This is a genomic window from Streptomyces sp. NPDC085932 (genome assembly GCF_044540525.1).
GTDB classification, from domain to species: domain Bacteria; phylum Actinomycetota; class Actinomycetes; order Streptomycetales; family Streptomycetaceae; genus Streptomyces; species Streptomyces levis.
The window spans coordinates 1,365,764-1,392,562 of the sequence record NZ_JBITSJ010000002.1 but is presented as its reverse complement, the minus strand read 5'-3'; the positions used below and the strand labels follow the sequence as shown (position 1 = coordinate 1,392,562).

Here is a 26,799-nt window from a genome sequence, read left to right as displayed (position 1 = left end):
CAAGGTAAGGGAACGGCAAAACCGCCTCGCTCGTTCACCCGGCATGACAGCTATGACCCCCGGCTCGAACATCCCCCTGTCCGCCGCCCGCGTGACGGTGGACGTCGCCGCCCCGGTGCGGCTCGACGTATCGGGCCTGCTGCTCACCGCCGACGGCAAGGTGCGCTCCGACGACGACTTCATCTTCTACAACCAGCCCTCGGGCCCGGGCGTGACCTACCGCTCGGGCGGCGGCACCGCGCCCGACGCGATCGTGGTGGACACCTCGGCCCTCCCCCCGGGCATCGAGAAGATCGTCGTGACGGCCAGCCCGGACGCCGCGGGCCAGACCTTCCAGGGCATCGAACCGACGGCCACGATCCGCAACGGCGACGACGGCTCCGTCCTGGCCACGTTCACGCCCCCGCAGCTCGGCGCCGAGACGGCCCTGGTGGTCGTGGAGATCTATCTGCGCAACGGCCAGTGGAAGGCCCGCGCCGTCGGCCAGGGCTACGCCAACGGCCTCGCCGGCATCGCCACGGACTTCGGTGTCACGGTGGAGGAGCCGGCCGCGGCCGCCCCGGCCCAGCCGGTGACGCCGCCGCCGGCCCCGGTGCAGCCGCCGGCCCCGCCCGTCACCGCGCCCGCGGCACCGCCGGCCGCCCCGGCCACGCCCCCGCCGCCCGCGCCCGGCGCCGGGAAGATCAACCTGGACAAGGGCCGCGTCAGCCTCCAGAAGAACCAGACCGTCTCCCTGATCAAGGGCGGCCGTCCCCTGCTCTCCCAGGTCAAGATGGGCCTCGGCTGGGAGCCCGCCTACCGCGGCAAGGACATCGACCTGGACGCCTCGGTCATCGCCTACGGGCCGCAGCGCAACCACCTCGACAGCTGCTACTTCGGCAAGCTGCAGATCATCGGCGGCGCGATCCGGCACTCCGGCGACAACCTCACGGGCGAGGGCGGCGGAGACGACGAGGTCATCACGGTCGACCTCGGCCGCCTGCCCCAGGAGGTCACCGGCCTGGTCTTCACGGTCAACTCCTTCTCCGGCCAGAAGTTCACGGAGGTCGCCAAGGCCTACTGCCGCCTCCTGGACGGCACGACCGGCGAGGAGCTGGTCCGCTTCGACCTCACCAGCGCCGAGCCCCAGACGGGCGTGATGATGGCCAAGCTGATCCGCCAGTTCTCCGGCGAGTGGGACATGACGGCGATGGGCGACTTCGTGAAGTCCCGCACGGTGAGGGGCATGGTGAAGCCGGCGGCCCAGGCCTTGTGACGCCACACGCCACGACCGACGTCTCGGACGCCCCCGGCCCGGGGGCGTCCGACGTCCGCACGGCGGCCCGCGACCCGCGCCCGGCCCACGGCGGCGCGCCCGCCTGCTCCCCGTGTCAGCGGCCTCGCGGCCGCAACCCCTCGGTCAGCAGCGCGAGATACCGCCGGATGTGGCGCCCCTGCCCGTCGGCCAGTTCCGAGGCCGTCGCCACGCCGTGGGCCAGCCGCAGCACGTCCATCGGTTCCACGTCCGGCCGCAGCGTGCCCTCCTCCCGCGCCGCCCGGACCAGCCGCCCCGCCGCGCTCCCCAGACAGTCGCCGCAGGCGGTGGCGGCCGCCGAGTCGCCCTCGGTGACGGCCGGGCCGAGGAGTGCCCGCAGGCCGCGCATGCGGATCATCCCGGTGCCGAGTTCATGGAGCCATTCCAGCAGTGCCTCGCCCGGCGGCAGTTCCGCGGCGAGCGCGTCGGCCCGGGCCGCGAGCGCCTCGATCCTGTCCAGGTAGGCGGCCTCCAGCAGGGCGTGCCGCGTCGGGAAGTGCCGGTAGAGGGTCCCGGAGCCGACCCCGGCCCGCTTGGCGATGTCGTCGAGCGACGCCCCTTCCCCGTGCTCGGCGAACGCCTCCACGGCCACCCGCAGCAACCGCTCGTAGTTGCGCCGGGCATCCGCCCGCATGGGCCTGACCTGCGCCACGCGACCACTCCTCACCGACCGGGACTCTCTCCGCACCCTACCGAGACGCGCCCCCCGGACGCCCTGCCCCGCAGGGCCCCGCCTCAAGAGGACTCCCGCACCAGGGGCAGCCCACGAACCCGAAGGGGTGTTCAAGCTCCGGTCGGCAGGCCGCGTTCAGGCGGACTCGCGCACCAGGAGCTCGGGGGTCACCCAGGCCTCCGCTCCGCGCAAGGGCTCCTCGCCGGCCCGCATCCGGGCCACCTGCTCCACCGCCAGCCGGCCCAGCTGCCGCTTGTCGATGTGCAGGGTGGTCAGGGCCGGATCGACCAGCTCGCCCAGGGAGAGGCCGTCGAAGCCCAGCACGGCCAGCTCGTCGGGGACCCGGCGACCGTGCCGGCGGGCGGTGCGCATCGCCCCGACGGCGATCAGGTCGTTGAAGCCGAAGACGGCCGTGATCCCGGGCCGCTCCCGCAGCAGGCGTTCCATGCCGGCCTCGCCGCCCCTCACGCTGTGCTCGGGGCACATGACGACCCAGTCCTCGTCGACGGGCAGGCCGAGCCGCCGGGCCTGTTCCAGGAAGGCCTGCCGGCGGCGGCCGGGGCCGTGCACGCCGTCCAGCATGCCGATCCTGCGATGCCCCCGGCGGTACAGGTGGTCCATGCCCTGGGCGACGCCGGCCGCGGCGTCGATGCCGACGGCCGCGAACCGGGTCTGCTGCGGGCCGCGCTCCAGCAGCACCAGCGGGACACCCCCGAGGTGCCGGGTGAGCACGTCGTCGGGGTCCGTGAAGTAGCCCACCACGGCGTCCGCCTGGTGGGAGAGCACGTCGAGCGCCTGCCGTTCCCGGGCCCCGTCGATCCGCGAGTCCCAGACCACGACCTGCCAGCCGCGCTGCTCGGCGGCCTCCAGCACCCCGGCGGCGACCTCGGGGAAGAAGGGGTTGCGCAGGTCCGGGATGACCAGGCCGGCCGTCACCGCGCCCTTGCGGACGAGCCCGCGCGCGAACCGGCTCGGCCGGTAGTCCAGGAGCCGTGCCGCCTCCAGGACCCGTTCCTTGGTGGCCGCACCGATCTCGCCCTGGTCGTTGACCGCCCGGGAGACCGTCTGGCGTGACACCCCGGCCAGGCGTGCGACGTCGTGGATCGTGGCCCGGCGCCGCGTGCCGTCGGGCCGCTCGGCTCCCGGCTCCGCGGGCTGATTGTCCGTCCGCACGTCCAGCACCTTATCCGGCGCCGGACGCGCCCCGGCGGGACGGACGAGCGGGGCCCGCCCCGCCCTGCCGACGTGGGGCCGGCGGGTCCCCGGCGGGGCGGACCCGGGCGCCTCAGTCGCCGAGCTCGGTGAACAGCGTCAGCTGCAGCGCGCCCGGCGCCTCGAGCCGGGAGTTCAGGGAGTTCCAAGGGGTGCGGGTCGGCTCGGCAACGACCTCGGCGCCGGCCGCGGCGAGCCGGGCGGTGGTGGCGGCGGAGTCGTCGACCTGGAAGGCCACCCGGATATGCCCGGCCACCCGTCGCCCCACCTCGACCTCGTCGATGAACGCGGCGTGGTTCGGATCGGTCAGCTCCAGGGTGGCCCGCCCCGCCTCCAGGATCGTCACCCGGCCGTCCTCGGAGGCGAAGGCGCCCCGCTCGGGCAGGCCGAGCACGTCCCGGTAGAAGTGCAGCGCGGCGTCGTAGTCGTCGGCGGTCACGACCAGCCGGAGTTCCCGGACGGCTGGTTCGACGACCGGTTCGACAACTGGTCCGGCGGCTGATTCGTCGGCTGGTCGGTCCGTCATGGCGGCTCCTCGGTGACGTCGGTCACGGCTGACAACCGGCCGCCCGGACGGTTGATTCCCGGTCGGCAGTCGGCGCACCGATCGGTGTCGCGGGTCATGGGCCTCCGGGGGCGCAGAAAATCCGGCGACAGCCCGACGACGCGCACGCTACGGTCCGCCGGCATGACCCCTTCACTGCCACGTCCGCCCTTCCAGGCCGACGAACGCACCGCGCTCCTCGGATGGCTGGACCTGCAACGCCGGATCCTGCGCTGGAAGTGCGAGGGGCTCGCCGAGGCGGACGCGCACCGCTCCGTGGTCCCGACCTCGCCCGCGATGACCATGGCCGGTCTCGTCCGCCATATGCGGTGGGTCGAGCACACCTGGCTGGAGGTGCTGTTCCTCGGCGGGGACGCGTCGCAGAACCCCTCCTTCGACGAGACCGAGGAGGACGCCGACTGGCACACCGGCTCCCTCACGCTGGCGCAGGTGCTCGCGGACTACGAGGCGCAGTGCGCCCGCAGCGACGAGATCGTGGCGGCGGCGTCCCTGGACGACACCGGCCGCCATCCCGGGTACGCCTCCGCCCGGGCCAACCTCCGCTGGATGCTCATCCACCTCATCGAGGAGACGGGGCGGCACGCCGGGCACGCGGACATCGTGCGCGAGCTGCTGGACGGGACGAAGGGCTACTACTAGGCGGCGCCCCGCAGCGGCCGCTGCCGCACCGCCGCCCTAGAACAGGGCGCTGTACGCGTTCAGCGCCGGCTGGCCGCCCAGGTGGGCGTAGAGCACCGTGGAGTCCCGGCCGATCTCGCCGCGTGACACCAGGTCGACCATCCCGGCCATGGACTTGCCCTCGTAGACGGGGTCGGTGACCATCCCCTCGGTGCGGGCCGCGAGGCGCATGGCCGCCAGGGTGGTCTCGTCGGGGACGCCGTACGTGCCCGCGTGGTACCGCTCGTCGAGCTCGACGTCCGCTTCCGTCAACTCCCGTTTCACTCCGATGAGTTGCCCGGTGCGATGGGCGATGCGCGCGATCTGGGCCCGGGTGGCGGCCGGTTTCGCGGAGGCGTCGACGCCGAGCACGCGCCGGGGCCGCCCGCCCGCCTCCTCCAGGGCGGCGAACCCGGCGACCATGCCGGCCTGGGTCGACCCGGTCACCGAGCACACCACGACGGTGTCGAAGAAGACGCCCAGCTCCCGCTCCTGCCGCTCCACTTCGTACGCCCAGGCGGCGAAGCCGAGTCCGCCGAGCGGATGGTCGGAGGCCCCGGCCGGGATGGCGTACGGCTTCCCGCCCGACTCCTCGACCTCCCTGAGGGCCTGTTCCCAGCTCTCCTTGAACCCGATCCCGAACCCGGCCCGCTCCAGCCGGACGTCGGCCCCGGCGAGACGGCTGATCAGGATGTTGCCGACCTTGTCGTACACGGCGTCCGGCCAGTCCACCCAGCTCTCCTGGACGAGCACGCACCTGAGTCCGGCGCGGGCGGCGACGGCCGCGACCTGGCGGGTGTGGTTGGACTGCACCCCACCGATCGACACGAGCGTGTCGCAGCCCTGGGCGAGGGCGTCGGCGACCAGGTACTCCAGCTTGCGGGTCTTGTTCCCGCCGTAGGCGATGCCGGAGTTGCAGTCCTCCCGCTTCGCCCACAGGGAGGCACCCCCGAGGTGTGCGGTCAGGCGCTCCAGGGGATGGACGGGCGAGGGCCCGAACAGGAGGGGGTAACGCGCGTACGAGGAAAGGGCCATGGGTCCCTCCGGGTCGGTGTCGGTCCGGGTCGTTCCCGGTCGGGTTCGCTCGCCGGTCCGTCTCGGTCTGCGAGCCGTTCCGGTCCGCCTCAGTCGGCGAGCTCTTCCAGGCCCCGCCAGATCTCGGCCGTGACGCGGACCGCCTCGGCCGTGTCGCCGGCCGCGCAGGCGTCGATCAGCCGCTCGTGCAGCCCGGCCGAACGGCAGTTGCCGCCCTCGCCGAAGCGCCGGCGCTCCAGACGGCGGATGAGCGGGGTGTAGCGGGCCACGGTCGCGGCCGCCGCGCGGTTGCCGCCGGCCCGGACGAGTACCTCGTGCAGGTCGTCGTCGGCGCGCAGGGCCGCGTCCACGTCCCCGGCGCGTACGGCCGCGGCGAACCGCTCGTTGGCGGCGCGCATCACGGCGAGGTCCGCGTCGGTCAGCCGGGGCACGGCCGTGCGGGTCACCAGTTCGTGCAGGGCGCCGACCACCGCGGCGGCGTCCCGGACGTCGGCGGCGACGAGCGGGGTCACACGGGTGTGGCTCTGCGGCTTGCTCTCCAGCAGCCCTTCGTCGACGAGCCGGGAGAACGCCTCGCGGACCGGCGCCCGGGACAGCCCGAGCCGTTCGGCGAGGTCGGCGTCCCGCACCACCGCGCCGGGTTCGAGCTCCCCGGCCACGATGGCGTCCCGGATGGCCGCGTGGGCCCGGTCCCTGAGCAGGGTCCGGGGAACGGGCCGGATGGCTTCCATGAACTGAAATGTTAGATGTCAGTCCAGGCTTCAGCAAGGGGTCGGGCCTGGACAAGGGGCCAGAGGTCCGTGACCCGCACTCCCCACGCGGTGCGGGTCACGGCGCTCAGGCCGCCCAGGGCCAGTCGGCGTCGTGGGAGGCCTCGATCAGCGGCACCATCCGGAAGGCCGCGTCCGACAGACCGCCGAAGGTGTGCCGGTTCCCGGTGCCCGACGGGCCGTGGCCCGCCCGGTACCCGGCGAGGTTCCAGGTGTAGACCGGCACGTCGGCCGGGATCTGCTCGGTCGGGTCGCCCAGGTGGTGGTGCGTGTACTGCTCGTCGGTGACGATCAGCACCCGGTCGTGCTTCTCGTAGTGCCGGCGCACCGCCTCCGTGGTGTCGGTGCCGCCGAGGCTGTGGAAGCGGTCGAGGACCCGGAGCACGGACTCGCCCCGGCGGAACGGCACGCGGTCGCTCGTCGTGCCGAACTCGACCAGGTCCGCGCGCTCGGCCCGCAGCGCGAGTGCCGTACCGAAGATCGCCGCCGCGTCGGCCCGGTTGAGCTCGGAGCGGTCGGACAGCCGCGACCAGAACATCGAGCCCGAGCGGTCCACGAGCACCAGCGTCCGGCCGGAGAGCACGGGCACGTGGGCCAGCGAGTGGCCGAGCGCACGCTCCAGGGCGTGGGACCAGCGCAGTGAGGGGGCGTGCCGATGGGCGGCGAGATACCGGAAGGGGAACTGCCGCGAGCGCGCGACCTCCGCCGGGTCGCTGATCCGCGCCGCGACCCGCTCGGCGACCTCGTCGGACACCCCGGCCTCGTCGAAGTTGCGCAGGTTGCGCACGAGCGCCATGGTGCCCATGGACGGGATCACGGCCTCCCAGGCCGCCTTGTCCATCGGGCCCTGCAGCCAGCCGGCCAGCGCCTCCCACGTCATCCCGGCCTCGGCCAGCCGCTCGGCACCGCCCTCGGCGGTCACGAGCGCGCGCCGCTCCGCGACGGGCAGCGCCATGAGCGCGCGGTGCGCGGTGAGCGTGCGGCTGGAAGCGGGCGGCACGGCGGTGTCCGGGTGGTGCCGCCGGTCGAGCGCGTAGCGGAACAGCTCGCCCTGCCACGGCTTGTCCGGGTCGGGCGCCGCGTGCACCAGGTTGAGGACGTCGCCGAAGCGGTAGCCCTTGGAGGCGGTGTCGTACTTCAGCAGCGACTTGCCGTGGTAGAGGCGGCTGACGGCGTCGGCGATGCCGCGCTTGACCGGCTTGGGCACGTTCCGGCCGTATGTCGCGGTCCAGTAGGCGAGCAGCTCGCCGGGCTCGTCGGGGCGCTGGAGCACGGAGTCGACGACCTGCCGGTTCGACGGGCCTCCGGTCGCGCCGGCGTCGAGGCGGGCCTTGACGTACTCGGCCGCGCCGACCACCGAGGCGGTGCGCAGGTTGCCCGCGCCGCGCAGCCAGCCGAGCAGGCCGGCCGTCCACTGCGGGTCCTGGACGGCGAGTTCGCGCACGAGCCGGCGGAACCGGTCGTCACGGTCGGCGCCGGTCTCGTAGAAGGTCTGCTGGGTGACGAAGTTGCTCACGGCGAGCAGGAAGAGCTCGGAGCGGGCGTCCCGCTCCCGGCCCCGGCCGCCCTCGTAGGTCCGCAGCACACGTCCCGTGGACGTCACCCGCGAGACCGGACGGGCCCGTGCCGCCTTGCCGTTGAATCGCGCCATGGTGAATTCCCCCGAATTCTTTCCGTGTTCGAGGGAGCCGCGGCAGGAAAAGGTGGGTGCCCGAGGTCAGAAGTCGGCGACGGACCAATTCAGATGCTCTACCCCTTGAGCTACGGCGGCCCGAAGCCACCGACGGGACTTGAACCCGCAACCGTCCGATCCCAGGAAGTAACCGTTGCCTTCGCACCGGGCACCCACACCATGCCGCGCCTCCCGAGATCAAGTCGGCGGCGGCGTCGGATTCTTGGAGAGAGAAGTAGCCGCCGCCATCGCACCGGGAAGTGCGTGACGTTGTGATCTCACTGTAGGAGGCGCGGAACCGGACCTGCGAGCGAATTAATTCCTCTTCTGCCGCTTCCAGGGACCGGTGATGGCGAGCAGAATGCCGGGCGTCTGGATGCTCGCGAAGAGGGTCCGGCCGTCGGGCGAGAAGGTGACTCCCGCGAACTCGCTGTACTCGGGCTCCTCCGCGGTGCCGATGTTCAGCTCGTTGCGGGCGATCGGGTACGTGCGTCCGCTGTCGGTCGCCCCGAACAGGTGCTGCACGCCCTCGCCGTCCTCGGCGATGACGAGGCCGCCGTAGGGAGAGACGGTGATGTTGTCGGGGCCGTCGAAGGCGCCGTCGCGGGACGGGTCGGGGTTCACGCCGAGCAGCACCTTCAGCGTCAGCGTCCGGCGCTTGGGGTCGTAGAACCAGACCTGCCCGTCGTGCTGAACCGGGCTCTCCTCACGGGCGTAGGAGGAGACGATGTAGGCGCCGCCGTCGCCCCACCACATGCCCTCCAGCTTGCGGGCCCGGGTGACCTCGCCGGCGCCGAACTGCTTGCGCACGGGGGTGGTGCGGGCGTCGCGGTCGGGCACGTCCACCCAGTCGACGCCGTAGACCGTGCCGATCCTGGTGGCACGGGACAGGTCGTCGACGAACTTCCCGCCGGAGTCGAAGCACTTGGGTGCCTGGAGGACACCGGCCTCGTCGGCGAGCCTGCGGAACCTGCCGGGGCCGTACGCGAAGCCCTGGGGCGGGGTCCAGCGGAAGAAGAGGCCGTTGGGGCCGGAGGCGTCCTCGGTCAGGTAGGCGTGGCCGCGCTTGGGGTCGATGACGACGGCCTCGTGGTCGTAACGCCCGAAGAACTTGAGCGGCTTGGGGTCGCGGTTGGCGCGCCGGTCGACGGGGTCGACCTCGAAGACGTAGCCGTGGTCCCTGGTCATGCCGTTGGTGCCGGCCCGGTCGGAGTTCTCCTCGCAGGTGAGCCAGGTGCCCCACGGGGTGCGGCCGCCCGCGCAGTTGGTGGAGGTGCCCGCGATGCCCACCCATTCGGCGACCCGTCCGTCCGGGCGGATCTCGACGACCGTGCAGCCACCGGAGGCGGCGGGATCGTAGACGAGGCCCTCGGTGAGCGGCACCGGGTGCGTCCAGTTGGCGCGGGGGCCCTTCAGCTCGTGGTTGTTGACGAGCAGGGTGGTGCCGCGCGGGCCGTCGAAGGTGGCGGTGCCGTCGTGGTTGGACGGCGTGAACTCGCCCGACTCCAGCTTCGTCCTGCCGCTGTAGGTGATGATCTTGTACGAGAAGCCGGCCGGCAGGGCGAGGATGCCCTCGGGGTCGGGCACGAGCGGCCCGTAGCCGACCCCGTGCCGGGCGTCCGCCGCGCCCTCGGCGCCGTCGGTGTCGTAGGACGCGAGGGCGTTCGGTGCGGTGGCGAGGGCGCCGACGCTGCCCGCCAGCGCGACACCGGCACCGGTGAGCGCGGAGTTTCTGGCGAAGTCCCTGCGGGTGAGCGACATGGAGTCTCCTGTGACGGGGGATGCCGTGGAGGGTGGCGAACCTCGTTCGGCGACACCGTCCCGCTCACATGTGAACTCCGCTTGAACAACACCCCGGGGCCACGGGGAACGGCGCGCCAAGCCGCGACGGCGCGCCGCACCGGCGTCAACCGCCCTGTTGCGATCGCGCCTTGAAGGCGGCCTTCCGCGCTTCCTTCGCCACCTTCTTGTCGGGATGCAACCGCCCCATCGCCTCCAGCACGTCGGCCGTCGCGGGATGGTCGACCCGCCACACCGCCGCGAAGAACCCGCTGTGCTGCTGCGCGAGCCCCTCGACCAGGGCGCGCAGCTCCTCGGAGTTCCCCTCCGCGGCGAGCTGCGCGGCCACCGTGTCGATGGTCAGCCAGTACACCATCGCCTCGGACGGCGCGGGCACGTCCGCCGCCCCGTGCTCGGTCAGCCACACTCGGGCGAGCCCGCCCAGCTCGGCGTCGTCCAGCACCTCGCGCAACGCCGGCTCGGCCGAGGCGCCCACCAGCGACAGCGCCTGCTGGCAGCGCAGCCGCCGCAGCGGCGCCCCGGCGTCGGAGCCGCGGGCCGCCGCCAGCAACTCCCGCGCGGCCGCGAGCGATTCGCGCCGCTGCAGCCACTGCTCGGTCTCGGCCTGCGCCGCGGCCGGCGGGAACGCCGCCGTGCCGTCGAGCAGCGCGTCGGCGCCCTTGTCCGCCAGGTCCCCGACGGCCGGCGCCTCGAACCCGGCCTCCAGCAGCCGCGCGCGCATCCCGTACAGGCCGAGCGGGGTGAGCCGGACCATGCCGTAGCGGGTGACGTCGGTGTCGTCGACGGGCGCCGCGGGCTCCTCGTCGGCGTCGGCCATGAGCGCCTCGTCGACGGGCTGGTACGCCACGAGGCCCACCGGCTCCAGCATCCGGAACTGGTCGTCCAGGCGCATCATCGCGTCGGAGACCTGCTCCAGGACGTCGTTGGTGGGCTCGCCCATGTCGCTGGGCACGATCACGGAGGCGGCCAGGGCCGGCAGGGGCACCGGGGACTCGCCGGGCGCGTCCTCGCCGGCGGTCAGCAGGTAGAGGTTGCCGAGCACGCCGTCGAGGAACTCGGCCTCGGCCTCGGGGTCCCAGTCGAGGGCGGAGAGGTCGACCTCGCCGTCCTCGTCGAGCAGTCCGTCGAGGTCGGGGACGCTCGCGTCGGCGAGCACGGTCTCCAGCGCCGCGAGCCACACGGCGAGCACGTCGTGCGGGGAGCCGCCGGTGAGCAGCGCGAGGTCCTCGCCCGCACGGACGGTGCCCTCCTCCTCGTCGACGATCTCGACGAGCCCGGCGTCCACCGCGACCCGCCAGGCCTCACTGGCGTCGGCGGCGGCGTCGTCCCCGCTCAGCCCGAGCGCCTCGGCGGCCGCGGGCAGCTGTTCCTCGACGAGCCCTCCCCCGGCGTCGACGCGGGTGTCCGGCCCCGCCCAGCGGGCGAGCCGGGCGGCCCGGGACAGCAACGGCGTGGACAGCGCGTCGCGCGCCAGCTCCGCTTCGGTGTGCAGCCGCACCGGCGGCAGGGGGGAGCTGTCTGACATCGGCTGTTTCTCCTAGCGCGCCTCAGGTGACTCAGCCGCTCAGCCTAGACGGATTTCCACCCATGCCGCCCACTTCATCTCTTCGTCGGCTGCCGTACATGGCCGAAACCTTGACAAGTGACATGGACAGGCTGGAGATTGACGCGCGTAGAAGTCGGCGGACACTTGTTCACCGGACCTGCCCCACCAGGCGCCCCACCCGGCGTCTTCTACGCGCGTCACACCCCGCCCGCCCCACGCGTAACGGCGGACAGTCCGAGCACCACCCTCGTCCCGGCGCCCTGTCACGTCCCCGGAGGGATTCCCGTTGCCCAGCAAGTCGTCCGCGCGTCTCGCCGCGCTCACCGTCGCCGCCGCGTGTTCCGCGGCCTCCACGATCGTCCTCACCACCCCCGCGCACGCGGAATCGGTCCGCGTCCACGACATCCAGGGCGACACCCGGATATCCCCGTACGCCGGCAAGCAGGTCACGGACGTGACCGGAATCGTCACCGGCGTGCGCACCTACGGCTCCTCGCGCGGCTTCTGGATCCAGGACCCGAGCCCCGACGCCGACCCGGCGACCAGCGAGGGCGTCTTCGTCTTCACCAGCTCCACCCCGAAGGGCGTCGCCGTCGGTGACTCCGTCAAGGTCAGCGGCACGGTCGCGGAGTACGTCCCCGGCGGCACCGGCTCCGGCAACCAGGCCCTGACGGAGATCACCAAGCCGACGACCACGGTCCTCTCCAGCGGCAACGAGCTGCCCGCCGCCACGGCCGTCACCGCCCGCTCGGTCCCCGCCGCGTACACCCCCACGGGCGACCCGGCGGCGAACGGCTCGATCAACGCGCTCCCCCTCCAGCCCGCGAAGTACGCCCTGGACTACTACGAGTCCCTGGAGGGCATGACCGTCAAGGTCGCCGACACCCGCGTGGTCGGCGCCACCGACCCGTACACCGAGCTCTGGGTCACGGTGAAGCCGCACGAGAACCGCACCCGCCAGGGCGGCACGGTCTACGGCTCCTACGACGCCCAGAACACGGGCCGTCTGCAGATCCAGTCCCTCGGCCCGTCGGCGGACTTCCCGAAGGCGAACGTCGGTGACACCCTCGCGGGCACCACGGCCGGGCCCCTGGACTACAACCAGTTCGGCGGTTACACCCTCGTCGCCGGCGAACTCGGCACACTCGACAGCGCCGGCCGGGAGCGCGAGACCACCCGCAAGCAGCGCTCCTCCGAACTGGCCGTCGCCACCTACAACGTCGAGAACCTCGACCCCACGGACGAGACGTTCGCCGCGCACGCCTCCGCGATCGTGAACAACCTGCGGTCGCCGGACATCGTGTCCCTGGAGGAGATCCAGGACAACAACGGGGCGAAGAACGACGGCACGGTCGCCGCCGACCAGACCCTGACGAAGCTGATCGACGCGATCGTCGCGGCGGGCGGCCCGCGCTACGACTGGCGCTCGATCGACCCGGCCGACGGCACCGACGGCGGTGAGCCCGGCGGCAACATCCGCCAGGCGTTCCTGTTCAACCCGGAGCGGGTCTCCTTCGCGGACCGCCCGGGCGGTGACGCCACGACCGCCACCGGCGTGACGAAGATCCGCGGCAAGGCGCACCTCACGCTCAGCCCCGGCCGCATCGCCCCCGCCGACGAGGCCTGGAAGAACAGCCGCAAGCCGCTGGCCGGCGAGTTCGTCTTCCGCGGCCGCACGGTCTTCGTGATCGCCAACCACTTCAACTCCAAGGGTGGCGACCAGGGCCTGACCTCGCAGTACCAGCCGCCGGCCCGCAGCTCCGAGACGCAGCGCCACCAGCAGGCCACCCTGGTGAACGCCTTCGTCAAGGACATCCTCGACACCCAGAAGAACGCGGACGTCGTCACGCTCGGCGACATCAACGACTTCGAGTTCTCCCGCACCGCCGAGCTCCTGGAGGGCGAGGGCGAACTCTGGTCGGCGATCAAGTCGCTCCCCCGCGGCGAGCGTTACTCCTACGTCTACCAGGGCAACAGCCAGGTCCTCGACCAGATCCTGATCAGCCCGTCGATCCGCCGCGGCTGCGACTTCGAGTACGACAGCGTGCACGTCAACGCGGAGTTCCACGACCAGATCAGCGACCACGACCCGCAGGTCCTGCGGTTCCGTCCCTAGCACCACCCGGGCCGGCCGGACACGGCGTCCGGCCGGCCCACCCCTCAGGGCACCAGCCCCAGGACGTGGTCGTACCGGCGCACCACGCTCTCCGACAGTCCCGGCCAGTTCTGCACCCGCTTCCACTGCTCGGTCGCCGAGCCGACACCGTCCCCCGGTGCGGCCAGGGCGTCGATGTGGGCCCGAGCGCTCTCCCACTCGGCGTAGTTGAGCACCCGCGTGCCGTCCGTACTGAGGTGGAAGTGGGCGGAGATGCCACCGGGATGCGGTTCCGGCTCGCTCTCCAGGGCCTCGAACACCGCGTCGACCCAGGCACGCTGCCGCTGCGCGTCGGGCCCGTCGAAATGGACGTCCACGATCACCACGCACCCCGGAACCGGCGCGTCGTCCCGCCGGGCACTGCGGTACCGCCGGTACCGCCCGAGCCACACCCGCTCGATCCCCGGCACGGCCGTGTCGATCTCGTCGACACGCTCCTGGCGATGGGTCTTCACGAACGCCTCGTAGGCCTGCTCGCTGCGCCACTGCGAGTAGTGCAGCAGGGTGTCCCCGTCGTGCCCGGCGTACACGTGGTACCCGAGCAGATCCCCGGCCGGCCAGGGCCGCCGCTCCCAGGCCCGTGCGATCGCCTCCACGGCCTGCCGCTGCCGCTCGGGACTCCCGACCCGCCAGGTACTGAAGAAGGGAGCACCGATGCGGGGGTCGGTGAGATCCGGGTGCTGTTCGGTCCGCCGGGCCATGGAACGCTCCAGTTCGTGTACGCCGATCGCTACGCCTTCACTCTCCGACCTCGACCGAACTTGAGGTCAAGAGGGCTTTCACGTAACGGCGTTGCGGACACGGCAGTCCACCGCACCCGCGACGACGAGCCACCGAGCCTTCGGCACAAGCCGAGACGCGCCCCGCACCCACCGACGCACGGAAGGGGCCGTGCCGCGCAGGCGAAGGCGCTCCCGCGCCGCACCCGGTCACACCCCGGCGTCACCGATGCCCGTGCGCATACCTCCACCGCACGACCCCGACCGCCACGACGGCCCCCGCCGCCCCGGCCATCAGCACCGGCTTGGGATGCCGCATCCCGGCCTGTACCACGGTCCGCACGGGCCGGGGCCCCACGTGCGAAGCCCGGTCCTGCACGGAGTGCCCCGCCTGCGCCGCGCTGCTGCGCAACTGCACCGTCATCGCTCCGGCCTTGTCCCGCAGGTCGGCGGCCCGCGCCCGCGCGCGCCCCTTCACATCGGCCTTTCCGGCCAGTTCCTCCACGGTGTTCCCGAGTTCACCACGCGTCCGCTCGATCTGCCGCCGCAGCTCATCGGGCCCCTTCGCCCCACCCGTCGGCTCCGTCATCGATGCGCCCTTTCCTTGATCTCCTCGACGTCCGCCTTCACGCTCCCGATCGCCTGCTCCGGCGTCGGCGGCGTGGCCCGCCGCAGCTGGCTCCGCCCCACCGCGGCCAGCACCGCCGCGATCACGAACAGCACCCCCATGACGATCAGCGCGGCGGCCCACACGGGCAGCACCAGAGAGAGCGCCGCCGCACCGGCACCGGCCATCGCGAGGAACCCGGCGTAGGCGACCGCACCCGCCGCCCCGAGCAGTCCGCCACCGCGCCCCGCCCGCCGCCCCTTCTCGGCCAGCTCCTCCTTCGCGAGCGCCATTTCCTGCCGTACGAGCCGAGAGAGCTGTTCCGCGGCCTGCCCGACGAGCTCGCCCACGGAGTGCTGATGCCCGTCGCGCACGGCCCGATGATCCATCGTCCCGGTCACGGTTCCGCCTCCTCTCGAAGTAGGAACCCCCGAGTACCCGTCCGCTCCCCCGGCTACCCCTGCGGCCCGGCGGAGTCCCCGCGCTGCCCGAGCCGCGCCAGCTGCGCCTGGAACCAGTCGAGCCGCGCCTGCAACAACGCGGCCTCGGCCACGAGTTCGGGCACCCCCAACCCGTCCGCGGCCTCGATCCCGGCAGGCCCCGCACCCTCACCGCCGGGGGTACTACCACCCCCGCCCACGACCCGCACCCCGTCGCCCGCCAACCGGGCGAACCGCCCGAGCGACACCGGCAGGCGCCCCCGCGCGCACACCTCACACACGGGCGCGAGCCCTCGCCATCCGGCCCGCCCCCACCCGGCATCGGCCAGCGCACACGCCCCCGCCCCGCACGCGCACCGCCCCACCGTCACGACCCGCACCCGCTGCCGGGCATACCGGAACCCCCGCTCGAAGCGGATGTAGGCCCCGAGGACGGACACCTCCAGCAGCACGGCGGCCCGGTGCTCGGCGGTGCACAGCAGCGCCTCCGCGGCGGCCCGGTGGTGCACACAGTGAAAGCCGCAGTCGCAGCGGCGGTGCGGCGCCCGGTGCCGCAGCCCGTACACACAGGCCGCCTCGGCCACCACTCCGTACGGCAGCGCACCGCCCAGCGACACTCCGGTGAAGCCGGCCCGGGTGCCGTCCTGGGACAGCACCGGGTAAGCGATCTTGTATCCGGTCGGCGGCTCCGTCGGACGTTCCGAGGGCAGCCGCAGCCTCATCGGACGACCGGGACCTCTTCGGCCGAGGAGGTCTCCCGGACCCCGTCAGCCCGAACGCCGTCACCGGCCTCGCCGGCGCCACCGGCTTCGTTCTTCCGCGGCTCGGAGCTCTCGCGCCACGCCTCCGGCTGCTCTTCCGCGATCCCCGTGGCCAGTGCCTTGCCGAGCTTCATGACGCCTCCCGGACCGTTCCGTCGCCGACCGTCACGGCCATGGTGACTCATCCCGTCCCCGCGGGGAAGAACGCCCTCGTCGCAGCGATACTTAAACGAACCATGTAGAAGAATTAAGTAGAGCTACGCGGTCGTCGGACCGACACTCCTCACATGAACCCACCGCACACGAGGCCCTTCGGCCGCACGCTCTGCGCCATGATCACGCCCCTCACCACGTCCGGCGCCCTGGACCTGGACGGCGCCCAGCGCCTCGCCGACCACCTGGTCGGGGCCGGCTGTGACGGCCTCGTCCTCTCCGGCACGACCGGCGAGTCCCCGACCACCACGGACGCCGAGAAGTCCGCCCTGATCACCGCCGTCCGCGAGGCCGTGGCGGGCAGGGCGACGATCGTGGCGGGCATCGGCACCGCCGACACCCGCCACACCGCCGAACTGGCCCGGGAGGCGGAGAAGGCGGGCGCGGACGGCCTGCTGGTGGTGGCGCCGTATTACAGCCGGCCCCCGCAGGACGCCGTCGAGGCCCACTTCCGCGAGATCGCCGACGCCACCGGGCTCCCGCTGATGCTCTACGACATCCCGGCCCGCACCGGGATCCGCGTCGAGGCGGAGACGATCCTCCGTCTCGCCGGTCACCCCCGGATCGTCGCGGTCAAGGACTGCTCCTGCGACTTCCTGGCCGCGCAGAAGGTCCTGGCCCGTACGGACCTGGCGTACTACGCGGGCTGCGACGAACACGATCTCGCGCTCTACGCCGTGGGTGGCGCCGGCTACGTCAGCACGGTCGCGAACGTGATCCCGCGCCACCTGCGGGCCGTCCTGGACGCGTTCGACGCGGGCGACACAGCGGGGGCCGCCCGTCTCCAGCAGCGGGCCACGCCCCTGATCGAGGCGATGATGTCGGCGGGCCTGCCGGGAGCCGTCACGGCGAAGTCGCTGCTGAACGACCTCGCCCTCCCCGCGGGCCCGGTCCGCCCCCCTCTGCGCCCCGCCGACCGCACCACGGCCGACGGCCTGCTCGCACTCCACAGGGCCCTGATCAGCGGCCGGTGATCACCGCTCGGCGAACACCGGCTCCCACCGCCCCTTGGTGTTGTCCTTGGGCGACCGGAAGTCACTGAGCGGTGTCGTCTTCTCCCCGCCGACCGTCACCAGCACCAGCCTCTGGTGGAACTCGATCCCGTCCGGCCCGATGTCCCAGGCGATCAGCGTCTTCCCGTCCGCCCAGGCGAGCAGCTGCTGCCCGCGCACCTCGTGCTGCTTGCCGGTGCGCGCGTCGAGGACGAAGGAGGACGTCTTCCACTTCCGCCCCGCGAACGGACCGGCGACGAGCCGCCCGTCCGGGGACACCCTCGCCTCGACAGACCAGTCCAGGTACCGGTCCGGCGCGCCTCCCGGCACTTCCTTCCCGGTGAAGTCGTAGAACTTCAGCCTGGGTTCGCTGGGCATCCCGGACCAGACGAGACGGCCGTCGCGGGAGAACGCGAAGTCCTGCCGGGAGTTGATGAACGCGTCGGGGTCATGCGCACTCCCGCCGATCCGCACCCCGGCCCAGGAACTGCTTCCGGAGGCCACGTCGATGACGTGGAACCCGGTCCGGTCCGACTCCGTGAAGGGGGCGTCCCAGCCCTCGGAGCCCTCGATCTTCACCCGCCGGTCGGGGTTGTCGCTGTAGGACGTGGCGACGAGCTTCCTGCCGTCGGCGGAGAACTCCACGCCCGCGACCGGCCGGTCGACCGGGATCCACCGTTTGACCTGGCGGCTCGCCAGATCGAGCAGCCCGATGCGCGGCACGGGCAGGTTCCGCTCCAGGACGGCGGCCGTGGTCATCCCGGGGGCGATGGCGACGTAGGCCCAGCGGTCGTCCTTCACGTACTTCTGCGTCCGCGGATCCAGCAGCCAGTACGTGCGCTGCGACACGGCGCGGTCGGCGGACTGCTCGACGGTCGCCCGGGTGAAGTACGCGGCCAGTGCGACCCGCCCGGCCGCGATCATGTCCCGCGGCGGCGACTGGTCCGGGTGGCCGGTGACGCCCAGTTGCTCCACCCCGCCCGAGGGACGGACGTCCTCCTTGCCGGAGTCCAGCACGGGCACGGCCACGGCCACGGCGATCACGGCCGCGGCGGCCGCGGCGACGGACGCGAGCCGCCTGCCGCGGCGGCGCCGGCGGACCGACAGCACGCGGTCGGCGAAGCCGGGCGGCGCGGGCTGCTGCCCCTCGGCCTGGTCGCGCAGCGCGTCACGCACGAGTTCGTCGACGTTCACTGACGGACCTCCACGGGCGAGTAGTCACGGGACGACGGCTGCTCGGCGGCGGCCGGGCCGAGGGCGGCCAGCTCGGGCGCGAGGGCGCGCAGCCGGGCCAGGGAGCGGTGGGTGGCGGACCGGACGGTGCCGACGGAGCAGCCCAGGATCCGGGCCACCTCGCTCTCGGGCAGGTCCTCGAAGTAGCGCAGCACGAGCACGGTGCGCTGCCGCGCGGTCAGCCGGGCCAGCGCTCCGCGCATCACCAGGCGCAGCTCTGCCGCGCCCGAGGCGTCCTGGCCGGCGGCGGACTCCGGCGGTTCGGCGACGCTCAGTTCGCGTCTCGGCCACTTCAGACGCCAGCGGCTCACCTGCTGCCGGTACAGGACCTGCCGGACGTAGGCCTCGGGTTCCTCGATGCGGTGCCAGCGGCCCGCGGCCTTGATCAGCGCGTTCTGGAGCAGGTCCTCGCCGGCGTGCCGGTCGCCGCCGCTCAGCAGCACCGCCGTCTTCAGCAGCGCGGACGACCGGTTCGCCACGAATTCCCGGAAGCTCTCCTGCGCTTCGGCATCCATCGTCACCTTCGCTCTCCCCCGGGGCGGGCCCTGTGCCCGCACCCCGTACTCCCTGGGACGCGTGCGGGGGCGCCGCGCTATGCCACCTGCGCGAAAGAAAAACGGGACGGCCCGTGCCGCGGTCGTCCGCGGCACGGGCCGTCCCGCCGGTGCGGGGCAGAAGCCCCGCCCGGTTCACTTCCAGACGTAACCGTCCCCGAAGAGCAGCGTGTGCTCCAGCACGTCCTCCGCCGGGTCGTCGATCTGACCGACGTTGACGTTGATCAGACCGACCCGGTGGCCGTTGTGCGAGTCCTTGTTGGTCTCGTCGGCGTGCGCGGCGCCCACGGGCAGCCAGCACACCACCATCCCCGCGGCGGCTCCCGCCACCCAGCGACGCACCGCGCCCCGCCCCCGCTCGTTCTTCATGCCCCGGCCCTCGTTTCATCGGTTCGGCTTCTGATCGGACCCTGCGTCCACCCGTTCATCTGCCGAAACCACCACGAGGTCACGCCGGGTACCTCGTACGGGGCGTCAGTTGTGGCTGTGCAGGATCTCGTTCAGGCCGCCCCACACCGCGTTGTTCGGCCGGGCCTCGACGGCGCCGGTGACCGAGTTGCGGCGGAAGAGGATGTTGGAGGCGCCGGACAGCTCGCGGGCCTTGACGATCTGGCCGTCGGGCATGGTGACGCGGGTGCCGGCGGTGACGTAGAGGCCGGCCTCGACGACGCACTCGTCGCCGAGGGCGATGCCGACGCCCGCCTCGGCGCCGACCAGGCACCGCTCGCCGATGGAGATGATGACGTTGCCGCCGCCGGAGAGCGTGCCCATCGTCGACGCGCCGCCGCCGATGTCGGAGCCGTCGCCGACCACGACACCCGCGGAGATACGGCCCTCGACCATCGACGTGCCGAGCGTGCCGGCGTTGAAGTTGACGAAGCCCTCGTGCATGACGGTGGTGCCCTCGGCGAGGTGCGCGCCGAGGCGGACCCGGTCGGCGTCGGCGATCCGCACGCCCTTGGGGGCCACGTAGTCCGTCATGCGCGGGAACTTGTCCACGGAGGTGACCTGGAGGTGCAGGCCCTCGGCGCGGGCGTTGAGCCGGACCTTCTCCAGGTCGTCGACGGCGACCGGGCCGAGCGAGGTCCAGGCGACGTTGGCGAGGAAGCCGAAGATGCCGTCCAGGTTCTGGCCGTGCGGCTTGACCAGGCGGTGGGAGAGCAGGTGCAGGCGCAGGTAGGTGTCGTGCGCGTCGATCGGCTTCTCGTCGAGCGAGGCGATGACCGTGCGGACCGCGACCACTTCGACGCCCCGGCGGGCGTCCGGGCCGATCGCCGCGGTGGCGCCGCCGCCGAGCAGTTCCGCGGCACGCTCGGCGGACAGCCGCTCGGTGCCGGACGGGCCGGGCGCGTCGGCCAGCTCGGGCGCGGGGAACCAGGTGTCGAGAACGGTGCCGTCGGCGGCGATCGTGGCGAGGCCGGCGGCCACGGCGCCGGTGGTGCGAGGAGCAGTCGTGTCGGTCATGAGGGCAACCTAACCGGCGGACACGGGTCGATGCGAACCGGTCCCCGGACGTCTCACGAGCCGGTCGGCATCACCCCGGCGACGGTCTCCCGTTCGCCCGTCCCGGCCGCCCCCGTCAGCACCCGCCCCAGCACCTGCCGCGCATACTCCTCGTCGTACGGCACCCCCGTCAGCAGCACCTGGAGGCAGATCCCGTCGACGACCGCCACCAGGGCCCGCGCGGTGACCGGATCCGTGCGGCGGGACAGCTGCTCGGCGACGTCCTCGGCCCACTCGGCGGCGACGGGCCGCAGGGCGGGCCGGCGCAGTGCGGCCAGGTACAGCTCGTACTCCAGCTCCACCCCCGTGCGGTCGCCCGACAGCCACTGCCCGATCCACCCGGCGAGGGCGGCGGCCAGGTCGGTCCGGGGGTCGTCCAGGTCACCGCACGAGGCGATCAGCTTGGCGAAGCCCTCGTTGGTCTGCCGCAGTGCGGCCACCAGCAGCTCGTCGAGGGTCGCGAAGTGGTACGTCGTGGAGCCGAGCGGCACATCGGCCTCGGCGGCGGCCGTGCGGTGGCTGAGCCCGGCGATGCCCTTGGACCCGACGACCCGGATCGCGGCGTCGATGATCCGCTGCCGGCGTTCGGGGTCGTGCCGCCGGGGCATCAGTGCGCACCCCCCAGGTTCAGCACCACGACCCCGATGATGATCAGCGCGATCCCGGCGGCCTTGGCGACGGTGAGCCCCTCGCCGAGGAAGGCGATGCCGATCGTGGCGATGGCGGCGGTGCCGACCCCGGCCCAGATGGCGTAGGCCGTGCCGACGGAGACGGTCTTCAGCGTCTGGGCGAGCAGCGCGAAGGAGAGCACGTATCCGAGGAGGGTGAGGAGCGAGGGCCCGATCTTGCTGAACCCGTCGCTGTACTTCATGGCGGTGGTCGCGGCCACCTCGGCGGTGATGGCACCGGCCAGCAGCAGGTATCCCATGTGTACGAGCGTACACACCATCTGTACGGGCGTACACAAGCGCGGTACGGACCTGCCGACAACGGCTTGATATCGGCGAGAAACCGCTCTCTTCAAACGAGTCTCAGCCGTCTCACCTGTCCACTACGGTGTCACCGATCACACACCGGGTCACCACAACTGCGCCGCCGTCAAGGGTGCCCGGCCGGAGGAACCGCGCATGGCAGAAGAGAAGTCCCGCCCGCCACAGGACCGCCCCTGGGAGAGCGGCTGGGCCCCGGACACCACCCGGGCATCGGGAACCCGACGGCTCTGGCTGGCGGGCGCGCTGGCCCTGGCCACGATCACCGCGTGCGTCACTGCGATCACCGTGACGGAGAACGGCTCCGACGAGCCGGCCCACCGGGCGGCGGAGCCGACCACGCTCGGCAGCTCGGCCCCCGGCGGCCTGATCTCCTTCGCGACCCCCTCCGAGAGCTCCGGCGCCACTCCGGGCGCGCACCGCGGCAGCCCCTCCCCCGCTCCGGCCACGAGCGCGCCCACCGGCTCCGCCACCGCACCGAAGCCGCAGCGGAAGACCCCCCGGCCGCCGGAGTCCACCAGCCCCGCGAAGCCCTCGAAGCGGCCCGCCTCCCCCGGCACCTCCATACGCTCGGTCAGCCACCCCGACCGCCACTGGCGCGTGAGCGACGGCTCGGTGCGCCTGGACCCGATCGGCCCCGGCGCCCGGCAGCGCCAGGCCGCCACCTTCCGGCGCGTCCCCGGCCTCGCCGCCCCCTCCTGCTCCTCCTTCGCCACGGCGGACGGCCGCTACCTCCGCCACCGCGGCTTCGTCCTGGTCGAGGACGCCGACGACGGCTCGCCGCTGTTCCGCCAGGACGCCACCTTCTGCCCCCGCCCCGCGGCCTCCTCGGGCGCGGTCATGCTGGAGTCGGTCAACTTCCCCGGCCGCTTCCTGCGCCACCGCGACTTCCGGCTCCGCCTGGACCCGTACGAGCACAGCGCCCTGTACCGCGCGGACTCGGCGTTCCGGCTGGTGGCCGGCCTGGGCTGAGCGGGCACGACGAGAAGGGGCGGCACCTCGCGAGGTGCCGCCCCTTCTCGTCGTGCCGAGGACTCTCAGACGTTGAACCCGAGCGCCCGCAGCTGCTCACGGCCGTCGTCCGTGATCTTGTCGGGGCCCCACGGCGGCATCCAGACCCAGTTGATGCGCAACTCGCTGACGAGGCCGTCCGTGGCGGACTTGGCCTGGTCCTCGATGACGTCCGTCAGGGGGCAGGCCGCCGACGTGAGGGTCATGTCGACGGTCGCGATGTTCGACTCGTCGACGTGGATGCCGTAGATCAGGCCGAGGTTGACGACGTCGATGCCCAGCTCGGGGTCGACGACGTCCATCAGGGCCTCGCGGAGTTCCTCCTCCGAGGCCGGCTTCATCTCCACGGTCTCGCTCATGCCGTCGTCTCCTTCTCGGCGTCGGCTCCGCCCAGTACCTGGGCCGTCGCGTCCTTCCAGGCCATCCAGCTCAGCAGGGCGCACTTGACCCGGGCCGGGTATTTCGACACCCCGGCGAACGCGACCGCGTCCTCCAGGATGTCCTCCATCGCCTCGTCGGGTTCGAGCTTCCCCTTGGACTGCATCAGCTCCAGGAAGGTCTCCTGGATCTTCCGCGCGTCGGAGAGCTCCTTGCCGACGAGGAGGTCGTTCAGTACGGACGCGCTCGCCTGGCTGATCGAGCAGCCCTGGCCCTCGTACGAGACGTCCTCGATCGTGGTGCCGTCGTACTTCACGCGCAGCGTGATCTCGTCACCGCACGTCGGGTTGACGTGGTGCACCTCGGCGTCGCCATCCCGCAAGCCCCGCCCGTGCGGGTTCTTGTAGTGGTCCAGGATGACTTCCTGGTACATGGAGTCCAGCTTCACGGTCTCAGCTCACGCCCTTCAGCCGAAGAAGTTCCGAACGTGCTCCAGGCCGTCGACCAGCGCGTCGATCTCGGCCGGCGTGGAGTACAGATAGAACGACGCTCGCGTGGTCGCAGGAATTCCGTACCGCAGGCAGACCGGCCGGGCGCAGTGGTGGCCGACCCGGACCGCGATGCCCTGCTCGTCGAGGACCTGGCCCACGTCGTGCGGGTGGATGTCGCCGAGCGTGAAGGAGATCGCCGCGCCGCGCTCCTCGGCCGTGGTCGGGCCGATGATGCGCAGGTCGGGGACCTCCAGCAGCCGCTTGACCGCGTACTCGGTCAGCGCGTGCTCGTGGGCGAGGATCTTGTCCATGCCGATCGAGTTGAGGTAGTCGATCGCCGCGCCGAGACCGACCGCCTGGGCGATCGGGGGCGTGCCCGCCTCGAACTTGTGCGGGGCGGGGGCGTACGTCGAGGAGTGCATCGACACCGTCTCGATCATCTCGCCGCCGCCGAGGAACGGAGGCAGGTCCTCCAGCAGCTCCTGGCGGCCCCACAGGACGCCGATGCCGGTCGGGCCGCACATCTTGTGACCGGTGAAGGCCACGAAGTCGGCCTGGAGGGCCTGCACGTCCAGCGGCATGTGCGGGGCGGCCTGGGAGGCGTCGACGCAGACCAGGGCGCCGACCTCCTGGGCGCGGCGCACGATGGCCTCGACCGGGTTCTGCGTGCCGAGGATGTTGGAGACCAGCACGAAGGAGACGATCTTCGTCTTCTCGGTGATGACCTCGTCGATGTTCGACAGGTCCAGGCGGCCGTCGTCGGTGAGGCCGAACCACTTCAGCTTCGCGCCCGTGCGCTGCGCGAGCAGCTGCCACGGCACGATGTTGGAGTGGTGCTCCATCTCCGTGATGACGATCTCGGTCTCGGCGTCCACGCGGTAGGGCTCGTCGGCCCAGCCCAGCATGTTCGCCACGAGGTTGAGCGACTCGGAGGCGTTCTTGGTGAAGATCACCTCGTCGCGCGAGGGCGCGTTGACGAACTCCGCGACCTTGTCGCGCGCGCCCTCGTACAGCGCCGTGGCCTCCTCGGCGAGCACATGCACACCGCGGTGGACGTTGGCGTTGTAGCGCTCGTAGTACTCACTGAGTGCGTCCAGCACCTGACGCGGCTTCTGGCTGGTGGCCGCGTTGTCCAGGTACACGAGCTTCCGGCCGTCGTGGACCTGGCGGTCCAGGATGGGGAAGTCCTTGCGGATCGCCTCGGTGTCGAGGAGGCCCGGCAGCTGTGTCACGCGGATGCGCCACCCTTCGTGTATGCCTCGTAGCCCTCGTTCTCCAGCTTGTCGGCGAGCTCGGCGCCGCCGGACTCGACGATCCGGCCGCCCGAGAAGACGTGGACGTGGTCGGGCTTGATGTAGCGCAGGATGCGCGTGTAGTGCGTGATCAGCAGCGTGCCGACCTCGCCGGTCTCGCGGACGCGGTTCACGCCCTCGGAGACGACGCGCAGGGCGTCGACGTCCAGGCCGGAGTCGGTCTCGTCGAGGATCGCCATCTTCGGCTTGAGGAGCTCCAGCTGGAGGATCTCGTGGCGCTTCTTCTCACCCCCGGAGAAGCCCTCGTTGACGTTGCGCTCGGCGAAGGCGGGGTCCATGTTGAGGCGCTCCATGGCCTCCTTGACCTCCTTCACCCAGGTGCGCAGCTTGGGGGCCTCGCCGCGGATCGCGGTGGCGGAGGTGCGCAGGAAGTTGGAGACGGAGACGCCGGGGACCTCGACCGGGTACTGCATGGCCAGGAACAGGCCGGCGCGGGCGCGCTCGTCGACGGACATCTCCAGGACGTCCTCGCCGTCGAGGGTGACGGTGCCGCCGGTGATCGTGTACTTCGGGTGCCCCGCGAGGGAGTAGGCGAGGGTCGACTTGCCCGAGCCGTTGGGGCCCATGATGGCGTGCGTCTCGCCCTGCTTCACGGTGAGGTCGACACCCTTGAGGATTTCCTTCGTGCCGTTCTCGACCTCGACGGTGACGTGCAGGTCTCGGATTTCAAGCGTAGCCATGGGTGCCTCAGGACTCCTGGGTGAGGGAGACGAGCACGTCGTCCCCTTCGATCTTTACGGGGTATACGGGGACGGGGCGCGTCGCCGGGAGGGCGTCGGGCTTGCCGGAGCGGAGGTCGAAGCGCGAGCCGTGCAGCCAGCACTCGATGTGGCAGTCGTCGACCTCGCCCTCCGACAGGGAGACGTTCGCGTGCGAGCAGATGTCGTGGATCGCGAACACCTCCCCCTCGGTCTGCACGATGGACACGGGCGTGCCGTCGAGTTCCACCCGCTTGGGGGTGTCCTCCTCCAGCTCGCCCAGTCCACAGGCGCGTACGAAGGTCATGCGACGGCCGCCTCCAGCTCCTCCTCGATCTTGGCGATCAGGCGCTCCTCGATGTCGGGGAGGCCGATCTGCTGGACCAGCTCGGCGAAGAAGCCGCGGACCACCAGGCGGCGGGCCTCGTGCTCCGGGATGCCGCGGGCCATGAGGTAGAAGAGCTGCTCGTCGTCGAAGCGGCCGGTGGCCGAGGCGTGGCCGGCGCCGACGATCTCGCCGGTCTCGATCTCCAGGTTGGGTACGGAGTCCACGCGCGCCCCGTCCGTGAGGACCAGGTTGCGGTTCATCTCGTACGTGTCCGTGCCCTCGGCCTTGGCCTCGATGAGCACGTCACCGATCCACACGGCGTGCGCCGCGTCGCCCTGGAGCGCGCCCTTGTAGACGACGTTCGACTTGCAGTGCGGGACGTTGTGGTCGACCAGGAGGCGGTGCTCCTGGTGCTGGCCCTGGTCGGTGAAGTAGAGGCCGAACAGCTCGGCCTCGCCGCCGGGGCCGGCGTACTGCACGCGCGGGTGCAGCCGGACCACGTCGCCGCCGAAGGTGACGACGACGGACTTGAAGGAGGCGTCACGGCCGATCAGCGCGTTGTGCTGCGCGACGTGCACGGCCTTCTCGTCCCAGTCCTGGACGGAGACGACGGTGAGCTTGGCGCCGTCGCCGAGCAGGTAGTCGACGTTGGCGGCGAGCACCGCGTCCCCGGTGTGGTCGATGACCACGACGGCCTCGGCGAAGGCGCCCAGCTCGATCACCTGGTGGCCGAAGGCGGTGCCGCCCTCGCCGTGCACCGCGATGCGGATGGGCTCGGTGAGGACGGTCTCCTTGGGGACGGTCACGACCGAGGCCTTCTCGAAGGCCGAGTAGGCCTGGGCGGCGATCCGGTCCACCGGGGTGCCGGCCTTGCCGAGCCGCGCGTCGTCGCGGCCCACGGCCTCGACGGTGACGCCCTCGGGGGCCTGGACCTCGACCTTCACACCGTTGCCGGTGGCGACGGCGGTGCCGTCGTGCAGGCCGCGCAGGCGCTCCAGCGGGGTGAACCGCCACTCCTCCTCGCGGCCGTGCGGGACGGGGAAGTCCGCGACGTCGAAGGAGGGGGGCGCGCTCATGCGGGTGGCGACGGTCGACTCCGCCGCGACCGCGATCGAGCCCGCGGTCGTGGATCCCACGGGGATGTTCTGGGCCTCAGCCATGGCTGTCGTAGTGCTCTCTTTCCTGAATGG

Annotated in this window: 30 protein-coding genes; 5 read left to right on the top strand and 25 right to left on the bottom strand. The window is 72.3% G+C overall.

Annotated elements, in window-relative coordinates:
* Positions 1-52: 52 nt before the first annotated feature.
* Positions 53-1,255: a TerD family protein gene (locus tag ACIGAQ_RS15420; RefSeq protein ID WP_399783196.1), complete on the top strand. Its 1,203-nt coding sequence runs from the start codon at positions 53-55 to the stop codon at positions 1,253-1,255.
* 115 nt (positions 1,256-1,370) lie between these two features.
* On the opposite strand, the gene ACIGAQ_RS15415 is transcribed toward ACIGAQ_RS15420, so the two are convergent.
* The 3 genes from ACIGAQ_RS15415 to ACIGAQ_RS15405 all read right to left on the bottom strand — a co-directional run bounded on the left by ACIGAQ_RS15415 (position 1,371) and on the right by ACIGAQ_RS15405 (position 3,705).
* Positions 1,371-1,946 (bottom strand): helix-turn-helix domain-containing protein, encoded by a 576-nt coding sequence (locus tag ACIGAQ_RS15415; RefSeq protein WP_311683715.1) that lies wholly within the window; start codon positions 1,944-1,946, stop codon positions 1,371-1,373.
* 156 nt (positions 1,947-2,102) lie between these two features.
* Positions 2,103-3,140 carry a LacI family DNA-binding transcriptional regulator gene (locus tag ACIGAQ_RS15410; RefSeq protein ID WP_399782885.1) on the bottom strand — a complete coding sequence of 346 codons (1,038 nt, stop codon included), beginning with the start codon at positions 3,138-3,140 and terminating at the stop codon, positions 2,103-2,105.
* Between the two features lie 112 nt (positions 3,141-3,252).
* Positions 3,253-3,705, bottom strand: coding sequence for a VOC family protein (locus ACIGAQ_RS15405; protein ID WP_399782882.1), 453 nt, complete (start codon positions 3,703-3,705; stop codon positions 3,253-3,255).
* Positions 3,706-3,867: 162 nt separating this feature from the next.
* Between ACIGAQ_RS15405 and ACIGAQ_RS15400 the strand changes: the two genes are divergently transcribed.
* Entirely contained in the window at positions 3,868-4,383 is a 516-nt protein-coding gene (locus ACIGAQ_RS15400) for a DinB family protein (RefSeq protein WP_311683709.1), read from the top strand.
* Positions 4,384-4,419: 36 nt separating this feature from the next.
* Here the strand turns inward: ACIGAQ_RS15400 and ACIGAQ_RS15395 are convergent, their stop codons facing one another.
* From ACIGAQ_RS15395 to ACIGAQ_RS15375, 5 genes are all read right to left on the bottom strand, one after another.
* Positions 4,420-5,436 (bottom strand): 1-aminocyclopropane-1-carboxylate deaminase, encoded by a 1,017-nt coding sequence (locus ACIGAQ_RS15395; RefSeq protein WP_399782879.1) that lies wholly within the window; start codon positions 5,434-5,436, stop codon positions 4,420-4,422.
* Positions 5,437-5,525: 89 nt separating this feature from the next.
* The gene (locus ACIGAQ_RS15390) at positions 5,526-6,167 is read right to left on the bottom strand and encodes a GntR family transcriptional regulator (RefSeq protein WP_311683706.1); all 642 of its coding nucleotides are present in this window, start codon (positions 6,165-6,167) and stop codon (positions 5,526-5,528) included.
* Between the two features lie 106 nt (positions 6,168-6,273).
* Complete coding sequence (locus tag ACIGAQ_RS15385; protein WP_399782876.1) at positions 6,274-7,857, bottom strand: TROVE domain-containing protein; 1,584 nt, start codon at positions 7,855-7,857, stop codon at positions 6,274-6,276.
* 336 nt (positions 7,858-8,193) lie between these two features.
* Positions 8,194-9,639, bottom strand: a complete 1,446-nt coding sequence (locus ACIGAQ_RS15380; protein ID WP_399782873.1) for an alkaline phosphatase PhoX — start codon at positions 9,637-9,639, stop codon at positions 8,194-8,196.
* Positions 9,640-9,784: 145 nt separating this feature from the next.
* The gene (locus ACIGAQ_RS15375) at positions 9,785-11,203 is read right to left on the bottom strand and encodes a hypothetical protein (RefSeq protein WP_362282124.1); all 1,419 of its coding nucleotides are present in this window, start codon (positions 11,201-11,203) and stop codon (positions 9,785-9,787) included.
* Between the two features lie 307 nt (positions 11,204-11,510).
* Here ACIGAQ_RS15375 and ACIGAQ_RS15370 point away from each other — a divergent pair, with 307 nt between their 5' ends.
* A complete protein-coding gene (locus ACIGAQ_RS15370; protein ID WP_399782869.1) occupies positions 11,511-13,340 on the top strand; it encodes an endonuclease/exonuclease/phosphatase family protein in 1,830 nt (609 codons plus the stop codon).
* A gap of 44 nt (positions 13,341-13,384) precedes the next feature.
* On the opposite strand, the gene ACIGAQ_RS15365 is transcribed toward ACIGAQ_RS15370, so the two are convergent.
* From ACIGAQ_RS15365 to ACIGAQ_RS15345, 5 genes are all read right to left on the bottom strand, one after another.
* Complete coding sequence (locus ACIGAQ_RS15365) at positions 13,385-14,080, bottom strand: antibiotic biosynthesis monooxygenase (protein WP_311683697.1); 696 nt, start codon at positions 14,078-14,080, stop codon at positions 13,385-13,387.
* A 241-nt stretch (positions 14,081-14,321) separates the two neighbouring features.
* Positions 14,322-14,687: a DUF3618 domain-containing protein gene (locus ACIGAQ_RS15360; protein ID WP_362282133.1), complete on the bottom strand. Its 366-nt coding sequence runs from the start codon at positions 14,685-14,687 to the stop codon at positions 14,322-14,324.
* Positions 14,684-15,106, bottom strand: a complete 423-nt coding sequence (locus ACIGAQ_RS15355) for a phage holin family protein (RefSeq protein WP_311683693.1) — start codon at positions 15,104-15,106, stop codon at positions 14,684-14,686. The genes ACIGAQ_RS15360 and ACIGAQ_RS15355 overlap by 4 nt, the downstream gene beginning before the upstream one ends.
* Positions 15,107-15,159: 53 nt before the next feature.
* The gene (locus ACIGAQ_RS15350; protein ID WP_399782864.1) at positions 15,160-15,867 is read right to left on the bottom strand and encodes a hypothetical protein; all 708 of its coding nucleotides are present in this window, start codon (positions 15,865-15,867) and stop codon (positions 15,160-15,162) included.
* Positions 15,864-16,040, bottom strand: a complete 177-nt coding sequence (locus tag ACIGAQ_RS15345; protein ID WP_399782861.1) for a hypothetical protein — start codon at positions 16,038-16,040, stop codon at positions 15,864-15,866. The genes ACIGAQ_RS15350 and ACIGAQ_RS15345 overlap by 4 nt, the downstream gene beginning before the upstream one ends.
* Before the next feature lie 153 nt (positions 16,041-16,193).
* On the opposite strand from ACIGAQ_RS15345, the gene dapA reads away from it, so the two are divergent.
* On the top strand, positions 16,194-17,093 hold the full coding sequence (dapA, locus tag ACIGAQ_RS15340) for a 4-hydroxy-tetrahydrodipicolinate synthase (RefSeq protein ID WP_399782859.1): 900 nt from the start codon (positions 16,194-16,196) through the stop codon (positions 17,091-17,093).
* On the opposite strand, the gene ACIGAQ_RS15335 is transcribed toward dapA, so the two are convergent.
* The 6 genes from ACIGAQ_RS15335 to ACIGAQ_RS15310 all read right to left on the bottom strand — a co-directional run bounded on the left by ACIGAQ_RS15335 (position 17,094) and on the right by ACIGAQ_RS15310 (position 21,329).
* Complete coding sequence (locus ACIGAQ_RS15335; protein WP_399782856.1) at positions 17,094-18,305, bottom strand: WD40 repeat domain-containing protein; 1,212 nt, start codon at positions 18,303-18,305, stop codon at positions 17,094-17,096.
* Positions 18,302-18,859: a SigE family RNA polymerase sigma factor gene (locus ACIGAQ_RS15330; protein ID WP_311683684.1), complete on the bottom strand. Its 558-nt coding sequence runs from the start codon at positions 18,857-18,859 to the stop codon at positions 18,302-18,304. Before ACIGAQ_RS15330 ends, ACIGAQ_RS15335 begins: the two co-directional genes overlap by 4 nt.
* 174 nt (positions 18,860-19,033) lie before the next feature.
* A complete protein-coding gene (locus ACIGAQ_RS15325; RefSeq protein ID WP_399782852.1) occupies positions 19,034-19,267 on the bottom strand; it encodes a hypothetical protein in 234 nt (77 codons plus the stop codon).
* A 105-nt stretch (positions 19,268-19,372) separates the two neighbouring features.
* Entirely contained in the window at positions 19,373-20,362 is a 990-nt protein-coding gene (gene dapD / locus ACIGAQ_RS15320) for a 2,3,4,5-tetrahydropyridine-2,6-dicarboxylate N-succinyltransferase (protein ID WP_311683680.1), read from the bottom strand.
* 53 nt (positions 20,363-20,415) lie between these two features.
* Positions 20,416-21,009, bottom strand: coding sequence for a TetR/AcrR family transcriptional regulator (locus ACIGAQ_RS15315; protein WP_399782849.1), 594 nt, complete (start codon positions 21,007-21,009; stop codon positions 20,416-20,418).
* On the bottom strand, positions 21,009-21,329 hold the full coding sequence (locus tag ACIGAQ_RS15310) for a multidrug efflux SMR transporter (protein ID WP_311683677.1): 321 nt from the start codon (positions 21,327-21,329) through the stop codon (positions 21,009-21,011). The genes ACIGAQ_RS15315 and ACIGAQ_RS15310 overlap by 1 nt, the downstream gene beginning before the upstream one ends.
* Positions 21,330-21,528: 199 nt before the next feature.
* On the opposite strand from ACIGAQ_RS15310, the gene ACIGAQ_RS15305 reads away from it, so the two are divergent.
* The gene (locus tag ACIGAQ_RS15305) at positions 21,529-22,362 is read left to right on the top strand and encodes an AbfB domain-containing protein (RefSeq protein ID WP_399782846.1); all 834 of its coding nucleotides are present in this window, start codon (positions 21,529-21,531) and stop codon (positions 22,360-22,362) included.
* 65 nt (positions 22,363-22,427) lie between these two features.
* On the opposite strand, the gene ACIGAQ_RS15300 is transcribed toward ACIGAQ_RS15305, so the two are convergent.
* From ACIGAQ_RS15300 to sufD, 6 genes are read right to left on the bottom strand one after another with little or no spacing between them, the layout of a single operon-like run.
* Positions 22,428-22,760, bottom strand: a complete 333-nt coding sequence (locus tag ACIGAQ_RS15300; protein WP_003989431.1) for a metal-sulfur cluster assembly factor — start codon at positions 22,758-22,760, stop codon at positions 22,428-22,430.
* On the bottom strand, positions 22,757-23,227 hold the full coding sequence (gene sufU / locus ACIGAQ_RS15295; protein WP_094052692.1) for a Fe-S cluster assembly sulfur transfer protein SufU: 471 nt from the start codon (positions 23,225-23,227) through the stop codon (positions 22,757-22,759). The genes ACIGAQ_RS15300 and sufU overlap by 4 nt, the downstream gene beginning before the upstream one ends.
* A gap of 18 nt (positions 23,228-23,245) precedes the next feature.
* Complete coding sequence (locus tag ACIGAQ_RS15290) at positions 23,246-24,502, bottom strand: cysteine desulfurase (RefSeq protein ID WP_362282160.1); 1,257 nt, start codon at positions 24,500-24,502, stop codon at positions 23,246-23,248.
* Entirely contained in the window at positions 24,499-25,263 is a 765-nt protein-coding gene (sufC, locus tag ACIGAQ_RS15285; protein ID WP_311683669.1) for a Fe-S cluster assembly ATPase SufC, read from the bottom strand. The genes ACIGAQ_RS15290 and sufC overlap by 4 nt, the downstream gene beginning before the upstream one ends.
* A 7-nt stretch (positions 25,264-25,270) precedes the next feature.
* Positions 25,271-25,588: a non-heme iron oxygenase ferredoxin subunit gene (locus ACIGAQ_RS15280; RefSeq protein ID WP_020273986.1), complete on the bottom strand. Its 318-nt coding sequence runs from the start codon at positions 25,586-25,588 to the stop codon at positions 25,271-25,273.
* Positions 25,585-26,769, bottom strand: a complete 1,185-nt coding sequence (gene sufD / locus ACIGAQ_RS15275; protein WP_311683666.1) for a Fe-S cluster assembly protein SufD — start codon at positions 26,767-26,769, stop codon at positions 25,585-25,587. Before sufD ends, ACIGAQ_RS15280 begins: the two co-directional genes overlap by 4 nt.
* Positions 26,770-26,799 lie beyond the last annotated feature (30 nt).